This window comes from Variovorax sp. Root411 (assembly GCF_001425205.1).
In the GTDB taxonomy this organism is placed as follows: Bacteria; Pseudomonadota; Gammaproteobacteria; order Burkholderiales; family Burkholderiaceae_C; genus Variovorax.
In genome coordinates, this window is record NZ_LMDW01000003.1 from 1 (window position 1) to 22,059 (window position 22,059).

17 protein-coding genes, 2 tRNA genes and 1 pseudogene are annotated in these 22,059 nt (G+C 64.3%); 19 read left to right on the forward strand and 1 reads right to left on the reverse strand.

What is annotated here, in order from left to right:
- From tuf to ASC92_RS07890, 18 genes and pseudogenes are all read left to right on the forward strand, one after another.
- Window positions 1-154 (forward strand): annotated as a pseudogene (gene tuf / locus ASC92_RS27930) (elongation factor Tu); the annotation flags it as partial.
- Between the two features lie 21 nt (window positions 155-175).
- Window positions 176-251 (forward strand) — tRNA-Trp (locus tag ASC92_RS07810).
- Window positions 252-353: 102 nt separating this feature from the next.
- On the forward strand, window positions 354-737 hold the full coding sequence (gene secE / locus ASC92_RS07815; RefSeq protein WP_007831049.1) for a preprotein translocase subunit SecE: 384 nt from the start codon (window positions 354-356) through the stop codon (window positions 735-737).
- A gap of 3 nt (window positions 738-740) precedes the next feature.
- On the forward strand, window positions 741-1,340 hold the full coding sequence (nusG, locus tag ASC92_RS07820) for a transcription termination/antitermination protein NusG (RefSeq protein WP_056512887.1): 600 nt from the start codon (window positions 741-743) through the stop codon (window positions 1,338-1,340).
- 136 nt (window positions 1,341-1,476) lie between these two features.
- On the forward strand, window positions 1,477-1,908 hold the full coding sequence (gene rplK, locus ASC92_RS07825; protein ID WP_056512890.1) for a 50S ribosomal protein L11: 432 nt from the start codon (window positions 1,477-1,479) through the stop codon (window positions 1,906-1,908).
- Complete coding sequence (rplA, locus tag ASC92_RS07830; protein ID WP_013539106.1) at window positions 1,909-2,607, forward strand: 50S ribosomal protein L1; 699 nt, start codon at window positions 1,909-1,911, stop codon at window positions 2,605-2,607.
- 260 nt (window positions 2,608-2,867) lie between these two features.
- Window positions 2,868-3,404 (forward strand): 50S ribosomal protein L10, encoded by a 537-nt coding sequence (gene rplJ, locus ASC92_RS07835; protein ID WP_056512894.1) that lies wholly within the window; start codon window positions 2,868-2,870, stop codon window positions 3,402-3,404.
- A gap of 43 nt (window positions 3,405-3,447) precedes the next feature.
- The gene (gene rplL, locus ASC92_RS07840) at window positions 3,448-3,825 is read left to right on the forward strand and encodes a 50S ribosomal protein L7/L12 (protein ID WP_056512897.1); all 378 of its coding nucleotides are present in this window, start codon (window positions 3,448-3,450) and stop codon (window positions 3,823-3,825) included.
- A 251-nt stretch (window positions 3,826-4,076) separates the two neighbouring features.
- Window positions 4,077-8,201: a DNA-directed RNA polymerase subunit beta gene (gene rpoB / locus ASC92_RS07845; RefSeq protein ID WP_056512899.1), complete on the forward strand. Its 4,125-nt coding sequence runs from the start codon at window positions 4,077-4,079 to the stop codon at window positions 8,199-8,201.
- A 21-nt stretch (window positions 8,202-8,222) separates the two neighbouring features.
- On the forward strand, window positions 8,223-12,458 hold the full coding sequence (rpoC, locus tag ASC92_RS07850; RefSeq protein WP_056512902.1) for a DNA-directed RNA polymerase subunit beta': 4,236 nt from the start codon (window positions 8,223-8,225) through the stop codon (window positions 12,456-12,458).
- Between the two features lie 98 nt (window positions 12,459-12,556).
- Window positions 12,557-13,165 carry a hypothetical protein gene (locus ASC92_RS07855; RefSeq protein ID WP_056512905.1) on the forward strand — a complete coding sequence of 203 codons (609 nt, stop codon included), beginning with the start codon at window positions 12,557-12,559 and terminating at the stop codon, window positions 13,163-13,165.
- A 78-nt stretch (window positions 13,166-13,243) separates the two neighbouring features.
- Window positions 13,244-14,629 carry a 16S rRNA (cytosine(967)-C(5))-methyltransferase RsmB gene (gene rsmB / locus ASC92_RS07860; RefSeq protein WP_200935951.1) on the forward strand — a complete coding sequence of 462 codons (1,386 nt, stop codon included), beginning with the start codon at window positions 13,244-13,246 and terminating at the stop codon, window positions 14,627-14,629.
- Window positions 14,630-14,681: 52 nt separating this feature from the next.
- The gene (locus tag ASC92_RS07865) at window positions 14,682-15,248 is read left to right on the forward strand and encodes a DUF4390 domain-containing protein (RefSeq protein WP_200935952.1); all 567 of its coding nucleotides are present in this window, start codon (window positions 14,682-14,684) and stop codon (window positions 15,246-15,248) included.
- Window positions 15,245-17,575, forward strand: coding sequence for a sensor histidine kinase (locus ASC92_RS07870; protein WP_056512913.1), 2,331 nt, complete (start codon window positions 15,245-15,247; stop codon window positions 17,573-17,575). The genes ASC92_RS07865 and ASC92_RS07870 overlap by 4 nt, the downstream gene beginning before the upstream one ends.
- A gap of 89 nt (window positions 17,576-17,664) precedes the next feature.
- Window positions 17,665-18,366: a response regulator gene (locus ASC92_RS07875; protein ID WP_056512914.1), complete on the forward strand. Its 702-nt coding sequence runs from the start codon at window positions 17,665-17,667 to the stop codon at window positions 18,364-18,366.
- Window positions 18,367-18,390: 24 nt separating this feature from the next.
- Window positions 18,391-18,466 (forward strand) — tRNA-Phe (locus ASC92_RS07880).
- A gap of 104 nt (window positions 18,467-18,570) precedes the next feature.
- On the forward strand, window positions 18,571-18,909 hold the full coding sequence (locus ASC92_RS07885) for an ATP-binding protein (protein WP_200935953.1): 339 nt from the start codon (window positions 18,571-18,573) through the stop codon (window positions 18,907-18,909).
- A gap of 100 nt (window positions 18,910-19,009) precedes the next feature.
- Window positions 19,010-20,515 (forward strand): ISNCY family transposase, encoded by a 1,506-nt coding sequence (locus tag ASC92_RS07890; protein WP_056512917.1) that lies wholly within the window; start codon window positions 19,010-19,012, stop codon window positions 20,513-20,515.
- 391 nt (window positions 20,516-20,906) lie between these two features.
- On the opposite strand, the gene ASC92_RS07895 is transcribed toward ASC92_RS07890, so the two are convergent.
- The gene (locus tag ASC92_RS07895; RefSeq protein ID WP_056512920.1) at window positions 20,907-21,212 is read right to left on the reverse strand and encodes a helix-turn-helix domain-containing protein; all 306 of its coding nucleotides are present in this window, start codon (window positions 21,210-21,212) and stop codon (window positions 20,907-20,909) included.
- Between the two features lie 262 nt (window positions 21,213-21,474).
- On the opposite strand from ASC92_RS07895, the gene ASC92_RS07900 reads away from it, so the two are divergent.
- A complete protein-coding gene (locus ASC92_RS07900) occupies window positions 21,475-22,047 on the forward strand; it encodes a helix-turn-helix domain-containing protein (protein WP_056512922.1) in 573 nt (190 codons plus the stop codon).
- The last annotated feature ends 12 nt before the right edge of the window (window positions 22,048-22,059 follow it).

Below are 22,059 nucleotides of genomic sequence, written 5' to 3' on the forward strand. Positions count from 1 at the left end.
CGCGGACAAGGAAATGGTCATGCCCGGCGACAACGTCAGCATCACCGTGAAGCTGATCAACCCGATCGCGATGGAAGAAGGCCTGCGCTTCGCCATCCGCGAAGGCGGCCGTACCGTGGGTTCGGGCGTCGTGGCGAAGATCCTCGACATCTAAGTCGAGCGAAAAGAGTACCGGAGGGGTATAGCTCAATTGGCAGAGCGTCGGTCTCCAAAACCGAAGGTTGTAGGTTCGATTCCTACTGCCCCTGCCACCTAGGTGGCACCCCGAAAAAGCCCATCGCGACCCGATGGGCTTCGGCGTCTCAAGGGACGCATTGAATAGAAGGCCGAAAGGCGCAGGAAATCAGCCAACCATGGCCACTTCTCAAATCGAAACCGTGAGCACCGGCGCAGACAAGGCCAAGTTGGCCGCGGCTGTTGTGCTGGCAGTGGGCGCCATCGTGGCGTTCTACCTGCTGTCGCGCCAAGGTTCGCTGGTCCAGTGGGCTGCGCTGCTGGTCGGCCTGGCCGCTGCGGTGGGTGCCTTTGGCAGTTCGGAGAATGGCCGTCAGTTGTGGGCTTTTGGCCGCGACTCGTGGCGCGAGGTCAAGAAGGTCGTGTGGCCGACCCGCAAGGAAGCAATGCAGATGACGGCTTATGTGTTCGCCTTCGTGGCGATCATGTCCGTCTTCCTCTGGCTCACCGACAAGACGCTCGAATGGGTGTTTTTCGACCTCATTCTGGGCTGGAGAAAGTAAGCAATGACCGACGTAGTTGAAACCACGCCTGAAGAAGAGAACACTCCGATTCTGGCTCCCGCCGCCAACCCCGATCTGCGTTGGTACGTGGTGCATGCCTATTCGGGCATGGAAAAGGCCGTCGAGCGCAACATCACCGAGCGCATCAACCGCGCCGGCATGCAGGACAAGTTCGGCCGCATCCTGGTTCCGACCGAAGAAGTGGTTGAAATCAAGAACGGCCAGAAGCGCACCACCGAGCGCCGCTTCTTCCCTGGCTACGTGCTGGTCGAAATGATCATGGACGACGAGAGCTGGCACTTGGTGAAGCACACCAACAAGGTGACGGGTTTCGTGGGCGGCGCCAAGAACCGTCCGGCCCCGATCTCGCAGAAGGAGGTTGAGGACATCGTCAGCCAGATGCAGCAGGGCACCGAGAAGCCGCGCCACAAGGTCGAGTTCACCGTCGGCGAATTCGTGCGCGTCAAGGAAGGCCCGTTCACCGACTTCAACGGCACGGTCGAAGAAGTCAACTACGAGAAGAGCAAGGTCAGCGTGTCGGTCATGATTTTCGGCCGCGCGACGCCTGTGGAGCTCGAGTTCAGCCAGGTCGAAAAGACCTGAGCCCCAGGCCGCAAGGCCTGCCCATTCCCGGCTGCGCGTTGTCCGACTCGGCGCGCGGCCTTGATCCCGAAGAGTCGTTCAACCCCGGGGAGCCTCGGCCGCAAGCCAAGGCGATATCACCCGCAAGGAGCAAAGCATGGCGAAAAAAATCGTCGGCTTCATCAAGCTGCAAGTGCCAGCTGGTAAGGCCAACCCGTCACCACCCATCGGTCCCGCACTGGGCCAGCGTGGTTTGAACATCATGGAGTTTTGCAAGGCGTTCAACGCGCAAACCCAAGGCGTCGAGCCGGGTCTGCCGCTGCCGGTGGTCATCACCGCGTTCGCTGACAAGAGCTTCACCTTCATCATCAAGACGCCCCCGGCGATCACCTTGATCAAGAAGGCCATCAAGCTGGACAAGGGTTCGGCCACGCCGCAATCCGTCAAGGTTGGCAAGATCACGCGAGCCCAGCTCGAAGACATCGCCAAGGCCAAGATGAAGGATTTGACCGCTGCCGACCTGGACGCAGCTGTTCGCACCATCGCCGGCTCTGCCCGTTCGATGGGCGTGACTGTGGAGGGCGTGTAAATGTCCAAGATCACCAAGAAGCAAAAAGCGCTCGAAGGCAAGGTCGACAGCAACAAGCTGTACCCGCTGGCTGACGCGATCGTCATCGTCAAGGACGCTGCCACCGCCAAGTTCGACGAATCGATCGACGTGGCCGTGCAGCTCGGCATCGACGCGAAGAAGTCGGACCAGGTGGTTCGTGGCGCCGTCGTGCTGCCCAACGGCACCGGCAAGACCAAGCGCGTTGCCGTGTTCGCCCAAGGCGCCAAGGCTGAAGAAGCCAAGGCGGCCGGCGCCGACATCGTCGGCATGGACGACCTGGCTGCCATGGTCAAGGCTGGCGACATGCCTTTCGACGTCGTGATCGCCGCACCGGACGCGATGCGCGTCGTCGGTACGCTGGGCCAGATCCTCGGCCCGCGCGGCCTGATGCCCAACCCCAAGGTTGGCACCGTGACCCCGGACGTCGCCACGGCCGTGAAGAACGCCAAGGCTGGCCAGGTCCAGTTCCGCGTCGACAAGGCCGGCATCGTGCACGGCACGATCGGCCGCCGCTCGTTCGACAACGACAAGCTGCAGGGCAACCTCGCCGCGCTGATCGACGCTCTGGTCAAGGCCAAGCCGGCGACCAGCAAGGGTGTGTACCTGCGCAAGGTGGCTGTGTCGTCGACCATGGGTCTGGGTGTCCGCGTGGACACGCAAACCATCTCGGCGAGCTAAAGAGATTTGCCCTGCCCCTGATCTAACGTGAAGGGGTGGGGCGGATGTGGTGGGTCGCGGCAGCTCCGGTTGCCGCGGGCCATCCAAGACCGCTGGTGTGCAGGGCGCTGCACTTAATCGCCGGATCGATCCTTCCGGTATCCAGCGCAGATGGCGATCCCGCTGCAAGGAATTTGATTTTTGTTCCGAAACAGTTGTTGGTCGCTGCATGAAGCGCGATCCCAGGCCCCGGCCGAAGATCGCATTAAAAGGAGTAGACCTTGAGTCTGAATCGCAGTGAGAAAGAAGCGGTCATCAGTGATGTGACCAGCCTCGCCGCAAAAGCTCAAACGCTCGTGATGGCGGAATACCGTGGCATCTCGGTAGCCGATATGACCAAACTGCGCAGCGAAGCTCGCAGCAAGGGCGTGACCCTCAGCGTGTTGAAGAACACGCTGGCACGCCGTGCTGTGGCTGGTAGCGCATTTGAAGTCGTCGGTGACCAGATGACCGGTCCGCTGATCTACGGCTTTTCCGAAGACGCAGTGGCTGCCGCCAAGGTGGTGGCCGACTTCGCGAAGACCAACGACAAGTTGGTGATTCGCGGTGGCGCGTTTGGCGGCAAGGCCCTGGACGTCAACGGCGTGAAGCAACTGGCCAACATCCCTTCGAAGGAAGTGCTGCTGTCCCAATTGCTGGGCTTGATGCAATCCCCCGTTTCCCGTACGGCACGCGTCCTCGCGGCGCTGGCCGCGAAGCGTGGCGAAGGCGAAGCTGCACCTGTCGCCGATGCACCGGCAGAAGCGCAGGCCGCTTGAGCCTCGCGTTTGAAATATTCAACCCAATTGTTAGGAAACAAAAATGGCATTCGATAAAGACGCATTTCTGACCGCGCTCGACAGCATGACGGTCCTGGAACTCAACGACCTGGTCAAGGCCATCGAAGAGAAGTTCGGCGTGAGCGCCGCAGCAATGGCCGCTCCGGCCGGCGCTGGTGGTGGTGCCGCTGCGGCTGCAGTGGAAGAACAGACCGAATTCAACGTCGTGCTGGCCGATGTCGGCGCGAACAAGGTGTCGGTCATCAAGGCTGTGCGCGAAATCACCGGCCTGGGCCTCAAGGAAGCCAAGGACCTGGTGGAAGCCGCTCCCAAGGCTGTCAAGGAAGGCCTGTCGAAGGCTGACGCCGACGCCGCCAAGAAGAAGCTGGAAGAAGCCGGCGCCAAGGTGGAACTGAAGTAATTCAGACCCCCTAGAGGGCTGGAGGTGCCTGAAAAGGCCCTCCAGCCTTTGCCGCTTTCAGAGCGCACCCAAAAGCCGACGTTGCGACGCGGTTTTTGAGTGTCTTCTGACCCCGACTGCAGAAGATCCCTTGGTTCGGGCGATGTGCAATGCATCGCTGTCCGCCAACGGCTGGTAGTGGCCAGCCGCCAAGCAGTGGTGCCTCGTGCACTGCTGACAAGTCGCTGAAGATCTCAAGCACCGGAGCTCTCATGGCCCAATCGTCCGCGTACAGTTACACCGAACGCAAACGCATCCGAAAAAGTTTCGGTAACCGCGACAGCGTCGTCGAAATTCCCTACCTGCTGCAGATGCAGAAAGACGCGTACACCGCGTTCCTGCAAGCCGGCATCGCCCCTAAACAACGCACTGTCGAAGGCCTGCAGGCCGCATTCGACGCCGCCTTCCCGATCGTCTCGCACAACGGTTTTGTCGAGATGAAGTTCCTCGAGTACAACCTGGCGAAGCCTGCGTTCGACGTGCGCGAATGCCAGACCCGTGGTCTGACTTTCGCCTCGGCCGTGCGCGCCAAGGTCCAGCTCATCATCTATGACCGCGAGTCGTCGACGTCGCAGTCGAAGGTGGTCAAGGAAGTGAAGGAACAAGAGGTCTACATGGGCGAAGTTCCGCTCATGACGGACAAGGGTTCGTTCATCATCAACGGCACCGAGCGCGTGATCGTCTCGCAGCTGCACCGTTCGCCCGGCGTGTTCTTCGAACACGACAAGGGCAAGACGCACAGCTCGGGCAAGCTGCTGTTCTCGGCACGCGTGATTCCTTACCGCGGTTCGTGGCTCGACTTCGAGTTCGACCCGAAGGACATGCTGTACTTCCGCGTGGACCGTCGCCGCAAGATGCCGGTCACGATCCTGCTGAAGGCCATCGGCCTGAACCCGGAATCGATCCTCGCGAATTTCTTCGTGAACGACAATTTCCGCCTGATGGACAGCGGCGCGCAGATGGAGTTCGTCTCCGAGCGCCTGCGCGGCGAAGTCGCGCGCTTCGACATCACCGACAAGTCGGGCAAGGTCGTGGTCGCCAAGGACAAGCGCGTCACCGCGCGCCACACGCGTGAGCTGGAACAAGGCGGCACCACGCACATCAGCGTGCCGGAAGACTTCCTGGTCGGCCGCGTGATCGCCCGCAACATCGTCGACGCCGACTCAGGTGAAATCCTGGCCAAGGCCAACGACGAGCTGACCGAAGCGCTGCTCAAGAAGCTGCGCACCGCCGGCGTGCAGGACGTTCAGGTGATCTACACCAACGAACTGGACCAGGGCGCGTACATCTCGCAAACGCTGCGCATCGACGAAACCGTCGACGAGTTCGCAGCGCGCGTGGCCATCTACCGCATGATGCGCCCCGGCGAGCCGCCGACCGAAGACGCAGTGCAAGCGCTGTTCCAGCGCCTGTTCTACAACCCGGACACGTACGACCTGTCGCGCGTGGGCCGTATGAAGTTCAACGCCAAGGTCGGCCGCGACGAATCGACCGGCCCGATGGTGCTGACCAACGAAGACATCCTGGCCGTGGTCAAGATCCTCGTGGACCTGCGCAACGGCAACGGCGAAGTCGACGACATCGACCACCTGGGCAACCGTCGCGTGCGCTGCGTCGGCGAACTGGCCGAAAACCAGTACCGCACCGGCCTGGCGCGTATCGAGAAGGCCGTGAAGGAACGTCTGGGTCAAGCGGAGCAAGAGCCGCTGATGCCGCACGACCTGATCAACAGCAAGCCGATCTCGGCCGCGCTGAAGGAATTCTTCGGCGCCTCGCAGCTGTCGCAGTTCATGGACCAGACGAACCCGCTGTCCGAAATCACCCACAAGCGCCGCGTGTCGGCCCTTGGCCCGGGCGGTCTGACGCGCGAACGTGCAGGCTTCGAAGTGCGCGACGTGCACGTGACCCACTACGGCCGCGTGTGCCCGATCGAAACGCCTGAAGGCCCGAACATCGGTCTGATCAACTCGCTGGCCCTGTACGCCCGCCTGAACGAATACGGCTTCATCGAGACGCCGTACCGTCGCGTGGTGGACAGCAAGGTCACCCACGAGATCGACTACCTGTCGGCCATCGAGGAAGGCAAGTACGTCATCGCCCAGGCCAACGCGGCCCTGGACAAGGACGGCGTGCTGACCGGCGACCTGGTCTCCGCGCGTGAAGCCGGCGAATCGATCCTGGTCGGTGCCGAGCGCATCCAGTACATGGACGTGTCGCCCGCACAGATCGTGTCGGTGGCCGCATCGCTCGTGCCGTTCCTGGAGCACGACGACGCGAACCGCGCGTTGATGGGCGCCAACATGCAGCGCCAGGCCGTGCCCGTGCTGCGCCCCGAGAAGCCGATGGTCGGTACCGGTATCGAGCGCGTCTCCGCGGTCGACTCGGGCACCGTGGTCACGGCCACCCGCGGCGGTATCGTCGACTACGTCGATGCGACCCGTGTCGTGGTGCGCGTGAACGACGCAGAAGCGGCAGCCGGTGAAGTCGGTGTGGACATCTACAACCTGATCAAGTATCAGCGTTCGAACCAGAACACCAACATCCACCAGCGTCCGATCGTCAAGCGCGGCGACAAGATCGCCAAGGGCGATGTGGTGGCCGACGGCGCATCGACCGACCTCGGCGAACTGGCGCTTGGCCAGAACATGCTGATCGCGTTCATGCCCTGGAACGGCTACAACTTCGAAGACTCGATCCTGATCTCGGAACGTGTCGTTGCCGAAGACCGCTACACCTCGATCCACATCGAGGAACTGGTGGTGATGGCTCGCGACACGAAGCTGGGCGCTGAAGAAATCACGCGCGACATCCCGAACCTGGCCGAGCAGCAGCTCAACCGCCTCGACGAATCCGGCATCATTTATGTCGGCGCCGAAGTGCAGCCGGGCGACACGCTGGTGGGCAAGGTCACGCCGAAGGGCGAGACCACGCTGACGCCTGAAGAGAAGCTGCTTCGCGCCATCTTCGGCGAGAAGGCTTCCGACGTGAAGGACACCTCGCTGCGTGTGGACCAGGGTTCGCAAGGCACCGTGATCGACGTGCAGGTCTTCACCCGTGAAGGCATCACGCGCGACAAGCGCGCCCAGCAGATCATCGACGACGAACTCAAACGCTTCCGCCTCGACCTGAACGACCAGCTGCGCATCGTCGAAGCCGACGCGTTCGACCGTATCGAGAAGCTGCTGACCGGCAAGGTCGCCAACGGCGGCCCGAACAAGCTGGCCAAGGGCACCAAGCTCGACAAGGCCTACCTGTCGTCGGTCGAGAAGTTCCACTGGTTCGACATCCGTCCGGCGGAAGACGAAGTGGCCACGCAGCTCGAGTCGATCAAGAACTCGCTGGAGCAGACGCGCCACAGCTTCGACCTCGCGTTCGAAGAAAAGCGCAAGAAGCTCACGCAGGGCGACGAGCTGCCCGCGGGCGTGCTCAAGATGGTCAAGGTCTACCTGGCCGTCAAGCGCCGCCTGCAACCCGGCGACAAGATGGCCGGCCGCCACGGCAACAAGGGCGTGGTGTCGAAGATCGTTCCGGTCGAAGACATGCCCCACATGGCCGACGGCACGCCGTGCGACATCTGCCTGAACCCGCTGGGCGTGCCTTCGCGGATGAACGTGGGCCAGGTGCTCGAAGTGCACCTGGGCTGGGCCGGCAAGGGCATCGGCAACCGCATCGGCGACCTGCTGCAGCAAGAGGCCAAGGTGGCCGAGCTGCGCAAGTTCATGGAGCAGCTGTACAACGGCTCGGGCCGCAAGGAAGAACTCAGCCAGCTGAGCGACACCGACGTGCTCGAGATGGCCGCCAACCTGCAAAGCGGCGCGACCTTCGCCACGCCGGTGTTCGACGGCGCCTCGGAAGAGGAAATCCGCGGCATGCTGAAGCTCGCCTATCCGGACGACATCGCCAAGCTCAAGGGCCTGACCGATACGCGCACGCAGGCCTACCTGTTCGACGGCCGCACCGGCGACCAGTTCGAGCGTCCCGTCACAGTCGGCTACATGCACTTCTTGAAGCTGCACCACCTTGTGGACGACAAGATGCACGCCCGTTCGACCGGCCCGTACTCGCTCGTTACGCAGCAACCGCTGGGCGGCAAGGCGCAGTTCGGCGGCCAGCGTTTCGGCGAAATGGAAGTGTGGGCGCTGGAAGCCTACGGCGCCGCCTACGTCCTGCAGGAAATGCTGACCGTGAAGTCCGACGACGTGCAAGGCCGTACCAAGGTGTACGAAAGCATCGTCAAGGGCGAGCACTCGATCGAAGCCGGCATGCCGGAATCGTTCAACGTGCTGGTCAAGGAAATTCGTTCGCTGGGGCTCGACATCGAGCTTGAGCGTTCTTAAGTTGAAAAGGGAAAGAGTCTTATGAAATCGCTACTCGACCTGTTCAAGCAATTCACGCCCGATGAGCATTTCGATGCCATCAAGATCGGCATGGCCTCGCCCGAGAAGATCCGTTCGTGGTCTTTCGGCGAAGTGAAGAAGCCGGAGACGATCAACTACCGCACGTTCAAGCCCGAGCGCGACGGCCTGTTCTGCGCCAAGATCTTCGGCCCCATCAAGGACTACGAGTGCCTGTGCGGCAAGTACAAGCGCCTGAAGCACCGCGGCGTGATCTGCGAGAAGTGCGGCGTTGAAGTCACGCAGACCAAGGTGCGTCGCGAGCGCATGGGTCACATCGACCTGGCCGCGCCCTGCGCCCACATCTGGTTCCTGAAGTCGCTGCCGTCGCGCCTGGGCCTCGTGCTCGACATGACGCTGCGCGACATCGAACGCGTGCTGTATTTCGAAGCCTACGTGATCACCGACCCCGGCATGACCCCGCTGAAGAAGTTCGGCATCATGTCCGAGGACGACTACGACGCGAAGCGCAAGGAATACGGCGACGAGTTCGTCGCCAAGATGGGCGCCGAAGGCATCAAGGACCTGCTCGAAGGCATCGAACTCGACAGCGAGATCGAACGCCTGCGCGGTGACTTGACCGGCTCCGAAGTCAAGGTCAAGAAGAACTCCAAGCGCCTGAAGGTGCTGGAAGCCTTCCGCAAGTCGGGCATCAAGCCCGAGTGGATGGTGCTCGACGTGCTGCCCGTGCTGCCGCCGGACCTGCGTCCGCTGGTGCCGCTGGACGGCGGCCGCTTCGCGACCTCCGACCTGAACGACCTGTATCGCCGCGTCATCAACCGCAACTCGCGCCTGCGCCGCCTGCTGGAGCTCAAGGCTCCGGAAATCATCGCGCGCAACGAAAAGCGGATGCTGCAGGAAGCTGTCGACTCGCTGCTGGACAACGGCCGCCGTGGCAAGGCCATGACGGGCGCCAACAAGCGCGCGCTGAAGTCGCTGGCCGACATGATCAAGGGCAAGAGCGGCCGCTTCCGCCAGAATCTGCTCGGCAAGCGCGTCGACTACTCGGGCCGTTCGGTCATCGTGGTGGGCCCGACGCTCAAGCTGCACCAGTGCGGCCTGCCGAAGCTGATGGCGCTCGAGCTGTTCAAGCCCTTCATCTTCTCGCGCCTCGAAGCCATGGGCATCGCGACGACGATCAAGGCGGCCAAGAAGGAAGTCGAATCCGGCACGCCGGTGGTCTGGGACATCCTGGAAGAAGTGATCAAGGAACACCCGGTCATGCTGAACCGTGCGCCTACGCTGCACCGTTTGGGCATCCAGGCGTTCGAGCCGATCCTGATCGAAGGCAAGGCGATCCAGCTGCACCCGCTGGTTTGCGCGGCCTTCAACGCCGACTTCGACGGCGACCAGATGGCCGTCCACGTGCCGCTGTCGGTGGAAGCGCAGATGGAAGCCCGCACGCTGATGCTGGCCTCCAACAACGTGCTGTTCCCGGCTTCGGGCGAACCGTCGATCGTTCCTTCGCAGGACGTGGTGCTGGGTCTGTACTACACGACCCGCGACCGCATCAACGGCAAGGGCGAGGGCCTGATCTTCTCCGACATCGGTGAAGTGCAGCGCGCGCTCGACGCCAACGAAGTCGAGCTCACCGCCAAGGTGGCCGTGCGTATCACGGAGTACACCAAGGACAAGGAAACCGGCGAATTCACGCCGTCGACCTCGCTCGTGGACACCACCGTGGGCCGCGCACTGCTGTCCGAGATCCTGCCCAAGGGCCTGCCGTTCTCGAACATCAACAAGGCGCTGAAGAAGAAGGAAATCTCCAAGCTCATCAACGTCTCGTTCCGCAAGTGCGGCCTGAAAGAGACCGTGGTGTTCGCCGACAAGCTGCTGCAGAACGGCTTCCGCCTGGCCACCAAGGCCGGTATCTCGATCGCCATCGACGACATGCTGGTGCCCGCCGAGAAGCACGGCATCATCGAGCGTTCGGCCAAGGAAGTGAAGGAGATCGAGCAGCAGTACGTCTCCGGTCTCGTGACCTCCGGCGAGCGCTACAACAAGGTGGTGGACATCTGGGGCAAGGCCGGCGACGAAGTGTCGAAGGTCATGATGGCCAAGCTGTCCAAGCAGAAGGTCATCGACCGCCACGGCAAGGAAGTCGAGCAGGAGTCGTTCAACTCCATCTACATGATGGCCGACTCGGGCGCCCGCGGTTCCGCAGCGCAGATTCGCCAGGTGGCCGGTATGCGGGGCCTGATGGCCAAGCCGGACGGCTCGATCATCGAGACGCCCATTACCGCGAACTTCCGCGAAGGCCTGAACGTGCTGGAGTACTTCATCTCCACCCACGGTGCCCGAAAGGGCCTGGCCGACACGGCGCTGAAGACGGCGAACTCGGGTTACCTGACGCGTCGTCTGGTCGACGTGACGCAGGACCTGGTCGTGACCGAGCAGGACTGCGGCACGCACGGCGGCTACCTGATGCGCGCGATCGTCGAAGGCGGTGAAGTCATCGAGTCGCTGCGCGACCGTATCCTCGGCCGCTCGGCTGCGGACGACGTGCTGCATCCGGAAAACCGTTCGGTGCTGCTGAAGGCCGGCGAGATGTTCGACGAAGACAACATCGAAGTCCTGGAAGCCCAGGGCGTCGACGAAGTCAAGGTCCGCACCGCGCTGACCTGCGAAACCCGCTTCGGTATCTGCGCGACCTGCTACGGCCGCGACCTGGGCCGCGGCGGCCTGATCAACATCGGCGAAGCCGTCGGTGTGATCGCTGCCCAGTCCATCGGCGAACCCGGCACGCAGCTGACGATGCGTACCTTCCACATCGGTGGTGCCGCTTCGCGCGCTGCCATCGCTTCGAGCGTGGAAGCCAAGTCGAACGGCTCGATCGGCTTCAACGCCACGATGCGCTACGTGACCAACAGCAAGGGCGAGCTGGTCGTGATTTCGCGTTCGGGCGAGATCGTCATCCATGACGAGCACGGCCGTGAGCGCGAACGTCACAAGGTGCCGTACGGCGCCACGCTGACGGTCAAGGCAGACCAGCAGATCAAGGCCGGCCACGTGCTCGCCAACTGGGATCCGCTGACCCGCCCGATCATCACGGAATTCGCCGGCAAGACGCAGTTCGAAAACGTCGAGGAAGGCCTCACGGTTGCGAAGCAGGTGGACGAAGTGACCGGTCTGTCGACCCTGGTCGTGATCGACCCGAAGCGCCGCGGCGCTGCCAAGGTCGTTCGCCCGCAGGTGAAGCTGATCGACGCGCAAGGCCAGGAAGTGAAGATCCCCGGCACCGATCACTCGGTGACGATCGGCTTCCCGATCGGCGCGCTGGTGCAGATCCGCGACGGCCAGGACGTGGGCCCCGGCGAAGTGCTGGCGCGTATTCCGGTCGAAGGCCAGAAGACCCGCGACATCACCGGCGGTCTGCCGCGCGTGGCCGAGCTGTTCGAAGCCCGTTCGCCGAAGGACAAGGGCATGCTGGCCGAAATGACCGGTACCGTGTCGTTCGGCAAGGAAACGAAGGGCAAGATCCGCCTGCAGATCACCGATCCGGAAGGCACGGTCTGGGAAGACCTCGTGCCGAAGGAAAAGAACATCCTGGTGCACGAAGGCCAGGTGGTGAACAAGGGCGAAAGCGTGGTCGACGGCCCGGCGGACCCGCAGGACATCCTGCGCCTGCTGGGTTCGGAAGAACTCGCGCGCTACATCGTGGACGAAGTGCAGGACGTGTACCGCTTGCAAGGTGTGAAGATCAACGACAAGCACATCGAGGTGATCGTTCGCCAGATGCTGCGCCGCGTCGTGGTCGACAACATCGGCGAGACCGGCTACATCTCCGGCGAACAGGTCGAACGCAGCGAAATGCTCAACACCAACGACGCCCTGCGCGCCGAAGGCAAGATCCCCGCGACGTTCACCAACCTGTTGCTGGGTATCACGAAGGCGTCGCTGTCGACCGACTCGTTCATCTCGGCTGCTTCGTTCCAGGAAACGACGCGCGTGCTGACCGAAGCCGCGATCATGGGCAAGCGCGACGAGCTGCGCGGCCTGAAGGAAAACGTCATCGTCGGCCGCCTGATCCCCGCGGGCACCGGCATGGCATACCACCAGGCCCGCAAGGTCAAGGACGCCATGGACGAAGCCGAGCGCCGCGCCATCGCCGAATCGGAAGCTGCCGAACTGGCAGGCTCCGCCGACAGCGATGCGACGACCAGCACGGCGGACGCCAGCGAAGGCGCTGCGACCGAATAACTGGTTAGCATCACCGGCCATGACCGGTACACACGCCCCCCGACCGCCTCCGGTTGGGGGGCGTTTTACTTTGTGTTTTGCATGAGGCGTTGTCGTCGATGAGCGTGTTGCCCGAATCGCTGGCCAGCTGGATCGTCATTGCGATCCTGTTGTTCTGGTTTGTCGGTGCCTACAACCGGCTGGTGCGTTTGCGCGCGGCTGTGCTGCAGGCCTACGGCCTGCTCGACGCGGCCCTGGGCAAGCAGCTGGATTTCGTGCAGGCCAGCATCACCGCCGCGCCAGCGCCAGAGGCGGCGCCAACGGGAGAGTTACTGTCGTCCATCGCACCATTGCAGGCCGCGACGACCCAGCTCGCGACCTTGCTCGGTGCGACCCGGCTGCACCCGTTGGACAGCGGCGGGATGGCCGCACTGGCCACCGCGCTCCAGGTGTGGACCAATGCATGGCGGCGCCAACACCCGGACGAGGTGACGGTGTTTGACGCCGACGGCATGCTGTCGCGGCCAGCGCCATTGCAGCCCGGCACCGAGGCCACGGCGCCCGGCGCCAGCGAACCGATCGCGTGGCCCGAGCCTTCGGCCGCGGCGGAGATCGCACGGGGCCAGTTCAATCAGGCGGTGGGGCACTACAACGCCGCGATCGCGCAATTCCCGGCGCTGCTGGTGGCATGGGCCGTGCGTCTGCGTCCGGCTGCGCCGCTGCTCTGAACGAACCCGACGCGATTCTTTTCATCTTTCCATTGCGTGGCGCCCGGCTTTTCGGTCGCCCGTTACCATCGTCCCAACTTGTCAGAACTACCTTCCGATCCTTCCTCGAGCAGCAGCGGCGCGCCGTCATTGCAGCCCCCGCTCTGGCGCCAACTGCAACTGACCGCAGCGGCGCTGGCGTCGATCCGTGCCGGCACCTCGGGCTCCGTCGCGTTCGAAGCCGTCGAGCCCGCGCTGCGGCCCGGCGTGCAGGCGCTCGGTTTCCAGGTGCTGCGCTGGCTCGGCCGCGCCGAAGCGCTGCGCCGCCACCTGGCGAAGCGCACGCCGCCGCCCTTGCCGGATGCATTGCTGTGCACCGCCCTGGCGCTGGCTTGGGACGCCGAGCGCGCGCCCTACGAACCGTTCACGCTGGTCGACCAGGCCGTCGAGGCCGCCAAACGCAACCCTGCGACTCGGGCACAGGCCAGCTTCATCAACGCCTGCCTGCGGCGCTTCCTGCGCGAGCGCGACGAACTGGTGGCCGCCACCGACTCCGAACCGGTCGCGCAATGGAACCACCCGCGCTGGTGGATCGAGCGCCTCAAGCGCGACCATCCGCGCGAGTGGCAGCGGGTGCTGGGCGCAGACAACGCGCAGGCGCCGATGACGCTGCGGGTCAATGTTCAGAAGTCGACCGCGGCTTCCTATCTTGTGGAACTGGAGGCCGCCGGTCTCGGCGCGACGCGTGTGGGGCCCAACGGCCTGCAACTGACGCGTGCACGCCCGGTTCAGCAACTGCCCGGCTTTGCCGACGGTGCCTGCTCGGTGCAGGATGCCGCCGCGCAGATGGCTGCGCCGCTGCTGCTCGAAGGCCTGTTGCCGGCGAAGCCCGGTGCCGCAGCGCCGCTGCGGGTGCTCGATGCCTGCGCGGCTCCCGGCGGCAAGACCGCGCACCTGCTCGAAATGGCGGCCCCCGGTGCCATCGACGTGACCGCGCTCGAAGTCGATGCCGCCCGCAGCCGCCGCATCGACGAAACTCTCGCCCGCCTCGGACTGAGCGCCAAGGTACTCGTGGCCGATGCGGGGCGCCCCGCCAAGTGGTGGGACGGCACGCCTTTCGACGCCATCCTGCTCGATGCGCCATGCACTGCCTCGGGCATCGTGCGGCGCCATCCCGACGTCCGCTGGCTGCGCCGCGAGAGCGACACCGCCCAGCTCGCCGCCCAGCAGGCTGCGCTGCTGGCCGCGCTCTGGCCGCTGGTGCGGCGCGGCGGCCGACTCCTTTACTGCACCTGCTCCGTGTTCCGCGAAGAGGGCTCGCAACAAATTGATGCGTTTCTTGTACACAACACCGACGCCCGATTGCTGCCATCGCCAGGCCATTTGCTCCCCCAAAGCGGATCGAATGCCCGCAGCGTCCCGGACAATCCCTCTGGTGACCACGACGGTTTCTTCTACGCCCTGCTTGAAAAGCGCCCGCACTGAGCGGCGCTGGCCAGTATTGCTGCCCGTCCTGTTCTGGGCCTGGGCGATGTGCATGGCTTGGCTGCCGGCTCCGGCGGCCGCCCAGGCCCGCACCGGCGCGTCGATCACTCAGATGCGCCTCGAGCAGGCCGACGACGGCGTTTATTTCAGTGCTGCGGTGCAGTTCGAACTGCCCTCGCTGGTGGAGGAGGTGCTCGACAAGGGCATCGCCATCTATTTCGTGGCCGAGGCCGAGCTCTACCAGGAGCGCTGGTACTGGACCGACCGCAGGGTCGCCCAGGTCACGCGCCATATGCGGCTGGCCTACCAGCCCCTCACGCGCCGCTGGCGACTCAACGTGTCGGCGGCACCGATGACGGGCGCGGCCGGCCTGGGCATCTCGCTGAACCAGAACTTCGACACGCTGGCCGACGCGCTCGACGCCATCAAGCGGGTCGGCCGCCTGCGGCTGGCCGACGTGTCGGAGGTCGGCGACGATCCGCTGCACCAGGTCACCTTCCGCTTCCGGCTCGACACCTCGCAGCTGCCGCGCCCGTTCCAGATCGGCGTGGTCGGGCAGGCCGACTGGAACATCGCCACCGAGCGCACGGCCCGGCTCGCAACGGAGAAGCAGAAGTGAGCACTTCTGGGCGCAGCGGCGCAGCAGCCACGCCGGCCGCGCGCCGCGCGCGGGCCACGCGCTGGGCCATCGGCGTCGGTGCTGCGCTGGTCACGGCCATCGGGCTGGTGCTGATGTTCCTGCTGGCGCAGGCCACCAACAACCGCGCGCTGTACGAGCGTTACTACGTGCGCCTGTTCGGCATCAACGTCGTGGTGGCGGTGCTGCTGGTCCTGGTGATCGGCTGGGTCGCCTTCCGGTTGCTGCGGCGGCTGCGGCAAGGCAAGTTCGGCAGCCGGCTGCTCATCAAGTTGGCGGCCATCTTCGCGCTGGTGGGCGTGGTGCCCGGGGCGCTGGTCTACGTGGTGTCCTATCAGTTCGTCGCACGCTCGATCGAGAGCTGGTTCGACGTCAAGGTCGAAGGGGCGCTCGATGCCGGCCTGAACCTCGGGCGCGCCACGCTCGATTCGCTGTCCGACGACCTTGCCGCCAAGACCCGCGGCGCCAGCGCGCAGCTGGCGCAGGTGCCCGACACGAGTGCGGGCTTGGTGCTCGAACGCATCCGCGACCAGCTCGAGGCCACCGACGTGATCCTGTGGACTGGTTCCGGGCAACTGGTGGCCAGCGCCGGCAGCTCTCGTTTTCAGCTCAGCCCCGAGCGTCCGACCCCGCAGCAGTTCCGCCAGGTCCGCCCGGAGCGCGCCGTCGCGCACGTCGAGGGCCTGGACGAAACCGCCGCGCCGGGCGCGACCCCGCCGGTGGCGAGCGTGCGCGCGCTCGCCATGGTGCAGAGGCCGGGCTTCGACTTCGACACCGCGCCGCGCTACCTGCAAGTCACGCGGCCGCTGCCGCCGGCCGTGGTCGCCAACGCGCTGGCCGTGCAGGAGGCCAACCGCGAATACCAGGAGCGGGCGCTCGCGCGCGAGGGCCTGCGCCGCATGTACATCGGCACGCTCACGCTGAGCCTGTTCCTCGCCGTGTTCGGCGCGGTGCTGCTGGCCGTGCTGTTCGGCAACCAGCTCGCGCGGCCGCTGCTCGTGCTGGCCGATGGCGTGCGCCAGGTGGCGGCCGGCGACCTTCGGCCGACCGCCGTGCTGCAGGGCAAGGACGAGCTGGGCGGCCTCACACGTTCGTTCGCCGTCATGACCCAGCAGCTGGCCGATGCCCGGGGTGCCGTCGAGAAGACCGTGGGCGAACTCGATGCCGCGCGCGCGAACCTGCAGACCATTCTCGACAACCTGACCTCCGGCGTGATCGTGCTCGACGCCAAGGGCACCGTGCTGTCGACCAACCCGGGTGCGACCCGGGTGCTGCGCGCGCCGCTCGCGGCCTATGAAGGCCGGGCGCTCGTCGACGTACCAGGGCTGGCCGACTTCGGCGCCAAGGTGCAGCAGCAATTCGAGGACTTTCTCGTCGAGCGCGTGCAGCACGGCCTCGACCATTGGCAGCACGCCTTCGAACTGCACGCTTCCGGCACCGACCTGCCGCAGCAGGACGGCGCCATCAACATCGTCGCGCGCGGAGCGGAATTGCCCGGCGCCGCGCGGCTGCTGGTGTTCGACGACATCTCCGAGATCGTCTCGGCCCAGCGCGCGCAGGCCTGGGGCGAGGTCGCGCGCCGGCTGGCGCACGAGATCAAGAACCCGCTCACGCCCATCCAGCTCTCGGCCGAGCGGCTGGAGATGAAACTGTCGGGCAAGGTCCAGCCGCCCGAACAGGCCGTACTCGTGAAGTCGGTGAAGACCATCGTCGACCAGGTCGATGCGATGAAACGGCTGGTAAATGAATTCCGCGACTACGCGCGCCTGCCCGCGGCCGACCTGAAGCCCGTGGACCTCAACGCCTTGCTGGCCGACGTGCTCCAGCTCTACAGCGCGGAGAACCTGCCGATCACGCTGCGCTCCGAACTCGACGAGCGCTGCCCGCCCGTCCGGGGCGACGCGCAGCAGATCCGCCAGGTCATACACAACCTGCTGCAGAACGCGCAGGACGCCGCCGAGGCTGCCGCCAGCGGGACAGGCAGAGCGGGCGAGGTCGTCGTCCGTACGCGGCTCGGAGATTCGGGGCAGCGCGTGCGCCTGACCGTGCAGGACAGCGGCCCTGGTTTTGCCGAGAACATCCTGAAGCGCGCGTTCGAACCCTACGTCACCACGAAAACAAAAGGTACCGGTTTGGGTCTGGCGGTCGTCAAGAAAATCGCCGACGAGCACGGCGCGCGCATCGAGCTTTCCAACCGTGTCGTCGATGGGGCTGTAGCAGGGGCACAAGTCTCGCTATCATTCGCGCTGGCAAGCGGGCCGCGGGCAGCGGCCGCTCACACCGAAGATTCGAAGTCTTCCGCCGCCTGAGCCGCACGAATATCCGTCGCACGGGCGACGGATGGGCCCGCGGACCCTACACACATTGCAGACACCAGCGCAAACAACAAGCAGCACTCATGGCAAACATTCTCGTGGTCGATGACGAGCTGGGCATCCGGGACCTGCTCTTCGAAATTCTCAATGACGAAGGCCACAACGTGGAGCTCGCGGAAAACGCCGCCGAGGCCCGCGCTGCGCGGCAGCGCGCGCGGCCCGACCTCGTGCTGCTCGACATCTGGATGCCCGACACCGACGGCGTCACCTTGCTCAAGGAGTGGTCCACAGCAGGCCTGCTGAGCATGCCCGTCATCATGATGAGTGGCCACGCCACCATCGACACCGCGGTCGACGCCACGCGCATCGGCGCGTTCGCCTTCCTCGAAAAACCCATCACCATGCAGAAGCTGCTCAAGGCAGTGGAGCAGGGCCTGGCACGCGAGAGCGCACGCCGCGCCGCCGCGGGCGTGGTGCCGGCGCCGGTCGCCGGCAGCCAAGCGGCCGCCATCACGACGACGGGCGACAGCTTGCTGATGGCCTCGCTGGCTTCCGTGCCCGTGGTCGACGCGGGCCCCCAGTCGACGCAGAGCTTCGACCTCGACCGCCCGCTGCGCGACGCGCGAGACGGTTTCGAGAAAGCGTACTTCGAGTTCCACCTCGCGATGGAGAACGGTTCGATGACCCGCGTCGCCGAGAAAACCGGTCTCGAACGCACCCATCTCTATCGAAAGCTCAAACAACTTGGTGTGGATCTTTCAAGAGGGCGAAGAAGCGCTGTATAATTTAGGGCTGCACTCAAATGCAATGGCCCGGTAGCTCAGTTGGTAGAGCAGCGGATTGAAAATCCGCGTGTCGGTGGTTCGATTCCGCCCCAGGCCACCAACATTACTTTCGCGGTTGTCCGCGTAAGTCCAAAAGCCCTAAGTAAATCAATTACTTAGGGCTTTTTTCATTGCGGCGGTGTACGACGAACTACTGGAGGCCGCATGAACACGGGGGCCACCACGCGCACTGCGGCCGATGCCACACGCCTGCCCCTGATGCTGGGGGAGTTGAGGCTTCCAACGATGAAGCGACTGTGGGCCGATCTGGCCGAGCAGTCCAATCGTGAAGGCTGGACGGCCGAGCGCTTCCTCGGGACGTTGCTCGAACAGGAGGTGAACGAGCGCGAGACCCGCCGACTTGCTCGGGCTCGCGTTGACAGCCACTTGCCGCCGGACAAGAGCCTGGCGAGCTTCGACTTCGATGCCGTCGCGACGATCTCCAAGGCGCACATCACGGCGCTGGCCGAGGCCGATGGGTGGATCGCACAGGGACCGCATTGACTCGTCGGAATTGCTACCCGAGCTGACCTGTTGCCTCACGTAACTTGCTACCCGTCGGATGGTCCGACGGGAGCAGCACTACGTGACGAGGCGAATCAGCATGGCAACACGCAAGGAGTTGATCGAAGCATTGCGAGCGCGCTACGGCGGCGCGGCACAGCCGGAGAAGACGAAGATCCTGGATGAATTCGTCGCCCTGACCGGGTACCACCGCAAGCACGCCATCCGGGTGTTGCGAGAAGAGGCCGCCAGGACGGAAACGCGGACACGCAACCGTCTGTATGACGAGGCGGTTCGGCAAGCGCTGACGCTGCTGTGGGAGGCCGCCGATCGGGTGTGTGGCAAGCGGCTGAAGGCGTTGATCCCAATGCTGGTCGATGCGATGGAACGTCATGGCCACCTCGACCTGGACCCGGTCGTCAAGACCAAGGTCTTGCAGGTCAGCGCAGCGACCATCGATCGCGTCCTGGCCGATGCGCGTTCGCATATCGATGGGAAGCGCCGGCGCCGCAGCGGCGTGGGCGCGGCCATCAGGCGCAGCATTCCGGTGCGCACGTTTGCCGACTGGTGGGATCCGGCGCCAGGCTTCCTCGAGATCGATATGGTCGAGCACTGCGGCGGCCCGAAGACTGACGGTGACTACGTTCACACCCTGACGCTGACCGACATCGCCAGCGGTTGGACGGAATGCGTGGCAATGAGGATGCGCGACCAGATGCTGGTGATCGAGGCATTCGAAAAAGTGACGGCCGACCTGCCATTCGAAATGCTCGGCATTGACTCGGACAACGACAGCACCTTCATGAGCCAGGCTGTGTTCGACTATTGCAAGGGCCGCGGCCTCGAGCAGACGCGATCACGGCCCTACAAGAAGAACGACCAGGCCTGGGTGGAGCAGAAGAACGGTGCCGTCGTTCGGCGGCTGGTCGGCTATGGCCGCCTGAGTGGTCGCGAAGCTACGAAAGCTCTGGCGCAGTTGTACGAGTCGTCGCGGTTGTACATCAACTTCTTCCAACCCTCATTCAAGCTGAAATCCAAAACGCGCGACGGCGCTCGCGTGCACAAGGTCTACTTCGCGCCGGCGACCCCATGTGAACGGCTTGTTGCCCATAGTGGCGTCGAGCCGGCGATCAAGGAGAAGCTGACGGCGCAATTCAAAAGACTCGACCCGGTGCGGCTGCTGCAGGAAATCCGGAGCGCACAGCAGACGTTGAGCGAGATCGCGGCTCACGGCGCGCCGAAGGAAGTGATGCCAAGAAGTGCGGCCGATGTCTCAGCGTTCCTTCGCAGCTTGTCGTCCGCCTGGACTGAAGGCGAAGTGCGTCCGACGCATCGCAAGCAGCCGAAGGCCAAACACTGGTGGCGAACCCGCACGGACCCATTCGCCGACGCGTGGCCAGTCATCGAGGGTTGGCTGATCGCTGAGCCCTCGATCGCGCCCAAGGCGTTGATGGATCGACTGGTCGCGATGGTTCCAGAGATCTATGACGGCAAGGCACAAATGCGAACGCTGCAGCGCCGGGTGAAGGCCTGGCGCAGCGAGCGGGTCATGGAAATGGTCCTGGGCGGTCTGCGCAAAGCTGATGCAGCGGCGGTAGAAGCCTGAACGCAGAACTCACCACCACCAAGGGGCGAGGGGGCCGGGCGCTTCGCGCCCGGTAGGCTATGGACATGTGGACGATGCGCCTGCGGCGCACCGGCTGCGACCGTGGACAACGCAGCGCTGCGCGACTGCGTTGCCCACCGCCGCAGCCTTTGCCCACATGCCCACAGCCTTCAATTAAATATTGAAAAGAAGACCAAACGACAACCAGCCTCCCGGTAACATTCCTTCGTGAGGCAACACGCCAGCTCAGGATAGTTGACGCCGGGCACTTGCCCCCACCTTCACAGCAGACGGGGTAAGAAAGCCGGTCAATCGATGCCTGCGCTGCCTGTCAATTGCCGGAGGATGACTCGGCTCGACGACGTACTTTGCCTGAGCGTGACCAGGGCTGCTATCCGGCTCGGCGGGCACGCTTGATCACCCGCGCGGGCAGCGTCTCCATGAGTTGCGAGACCGAGACTTCCAGGCCGCCGGCCAGCCTCCAAATGTTGAAGAGCGACAAGTTGCGCTCGCCGCGTTCAACAGAACCAACGTAGTTGGGGTGCAAGCCGGCCAATTCCGCAAGTTGCTCGATCGTGATGAGGCGGTCGTGCCGTAGGGCGCGCAGGTGTGCGCCAAATGCTTGTTGCAGACGCCCCAGCTCTTTGCTGGACGCGGGGTCCAGTGGCTGGGGCTTGTTTGCAACTACTCGGGGCATGCGCCCAAGTTTTCAATCTCCAACACTAAGAGTACACAAACTATCCGTTTTGTTGTGACCGGAATTCTGGCAAACTAGCTGAAAACAAAACGCAAAGTGTGTTTTGCTTCGAGCAAATTTCCATCTTCGTCAGCTCAACTATCTGGAGCGGAGTGAGATTCAAATGGCGCGTCGACAGCTTGCTTCGCCTCTGCCAACGGCCCGACCTCTGCGGCTGCCGGTCTCGGTGACGCGCGTCCGCCCGAGGCAATCTGCACCTGTCGTGCGCAGCCTATCTGCGGCTCGCATCGGTGCGCAGGTGAGGGCGCTGCGCATGGCGGCCGAGGTGTCTGGCGGCGAACTGGCCAAGACCTCGGGAATTTCTGCCTCGATGCTTTCGCGCATCGAACGCGGGTTGGTCTCGCCTTCGGTCGAGACCTTGGAGCGCCTCGCGCAGGGCCTGCATGTGCCGACCTCGCGCTTCTTCAGTGATCAGGCGCGGCGCACGGACTTTTGCCATGTGCGTGCAGGACATGGTGTCTTGGTCGATCGCATCGGCGCCGTGGCGGACTACCGCTACGAGCTGCTGGGTCACCTCCCGTCGGGCAACCTGTTCGTCGAGCCCTATCTGGTCACGTTGCTGCCCGGCGCCGATCCCTACGTGACCTTCCAGCACCCGGGCCTCAAGTTCCTGTACTTCCTGTCCGGGGAGGTCAGCTACCGTTACGGCGGCAGGACTGCGGAGGTGAGGGCAGGGGACTCGCTGCTGTTCGATGCGACCGCACTGCATGGGATCGAGGCCATTCGGACCCAGCCGGTCTCTTACCTGTCAGTGGTGTTCACGCTGCGAGAGTAGGCTGGCGTTAGC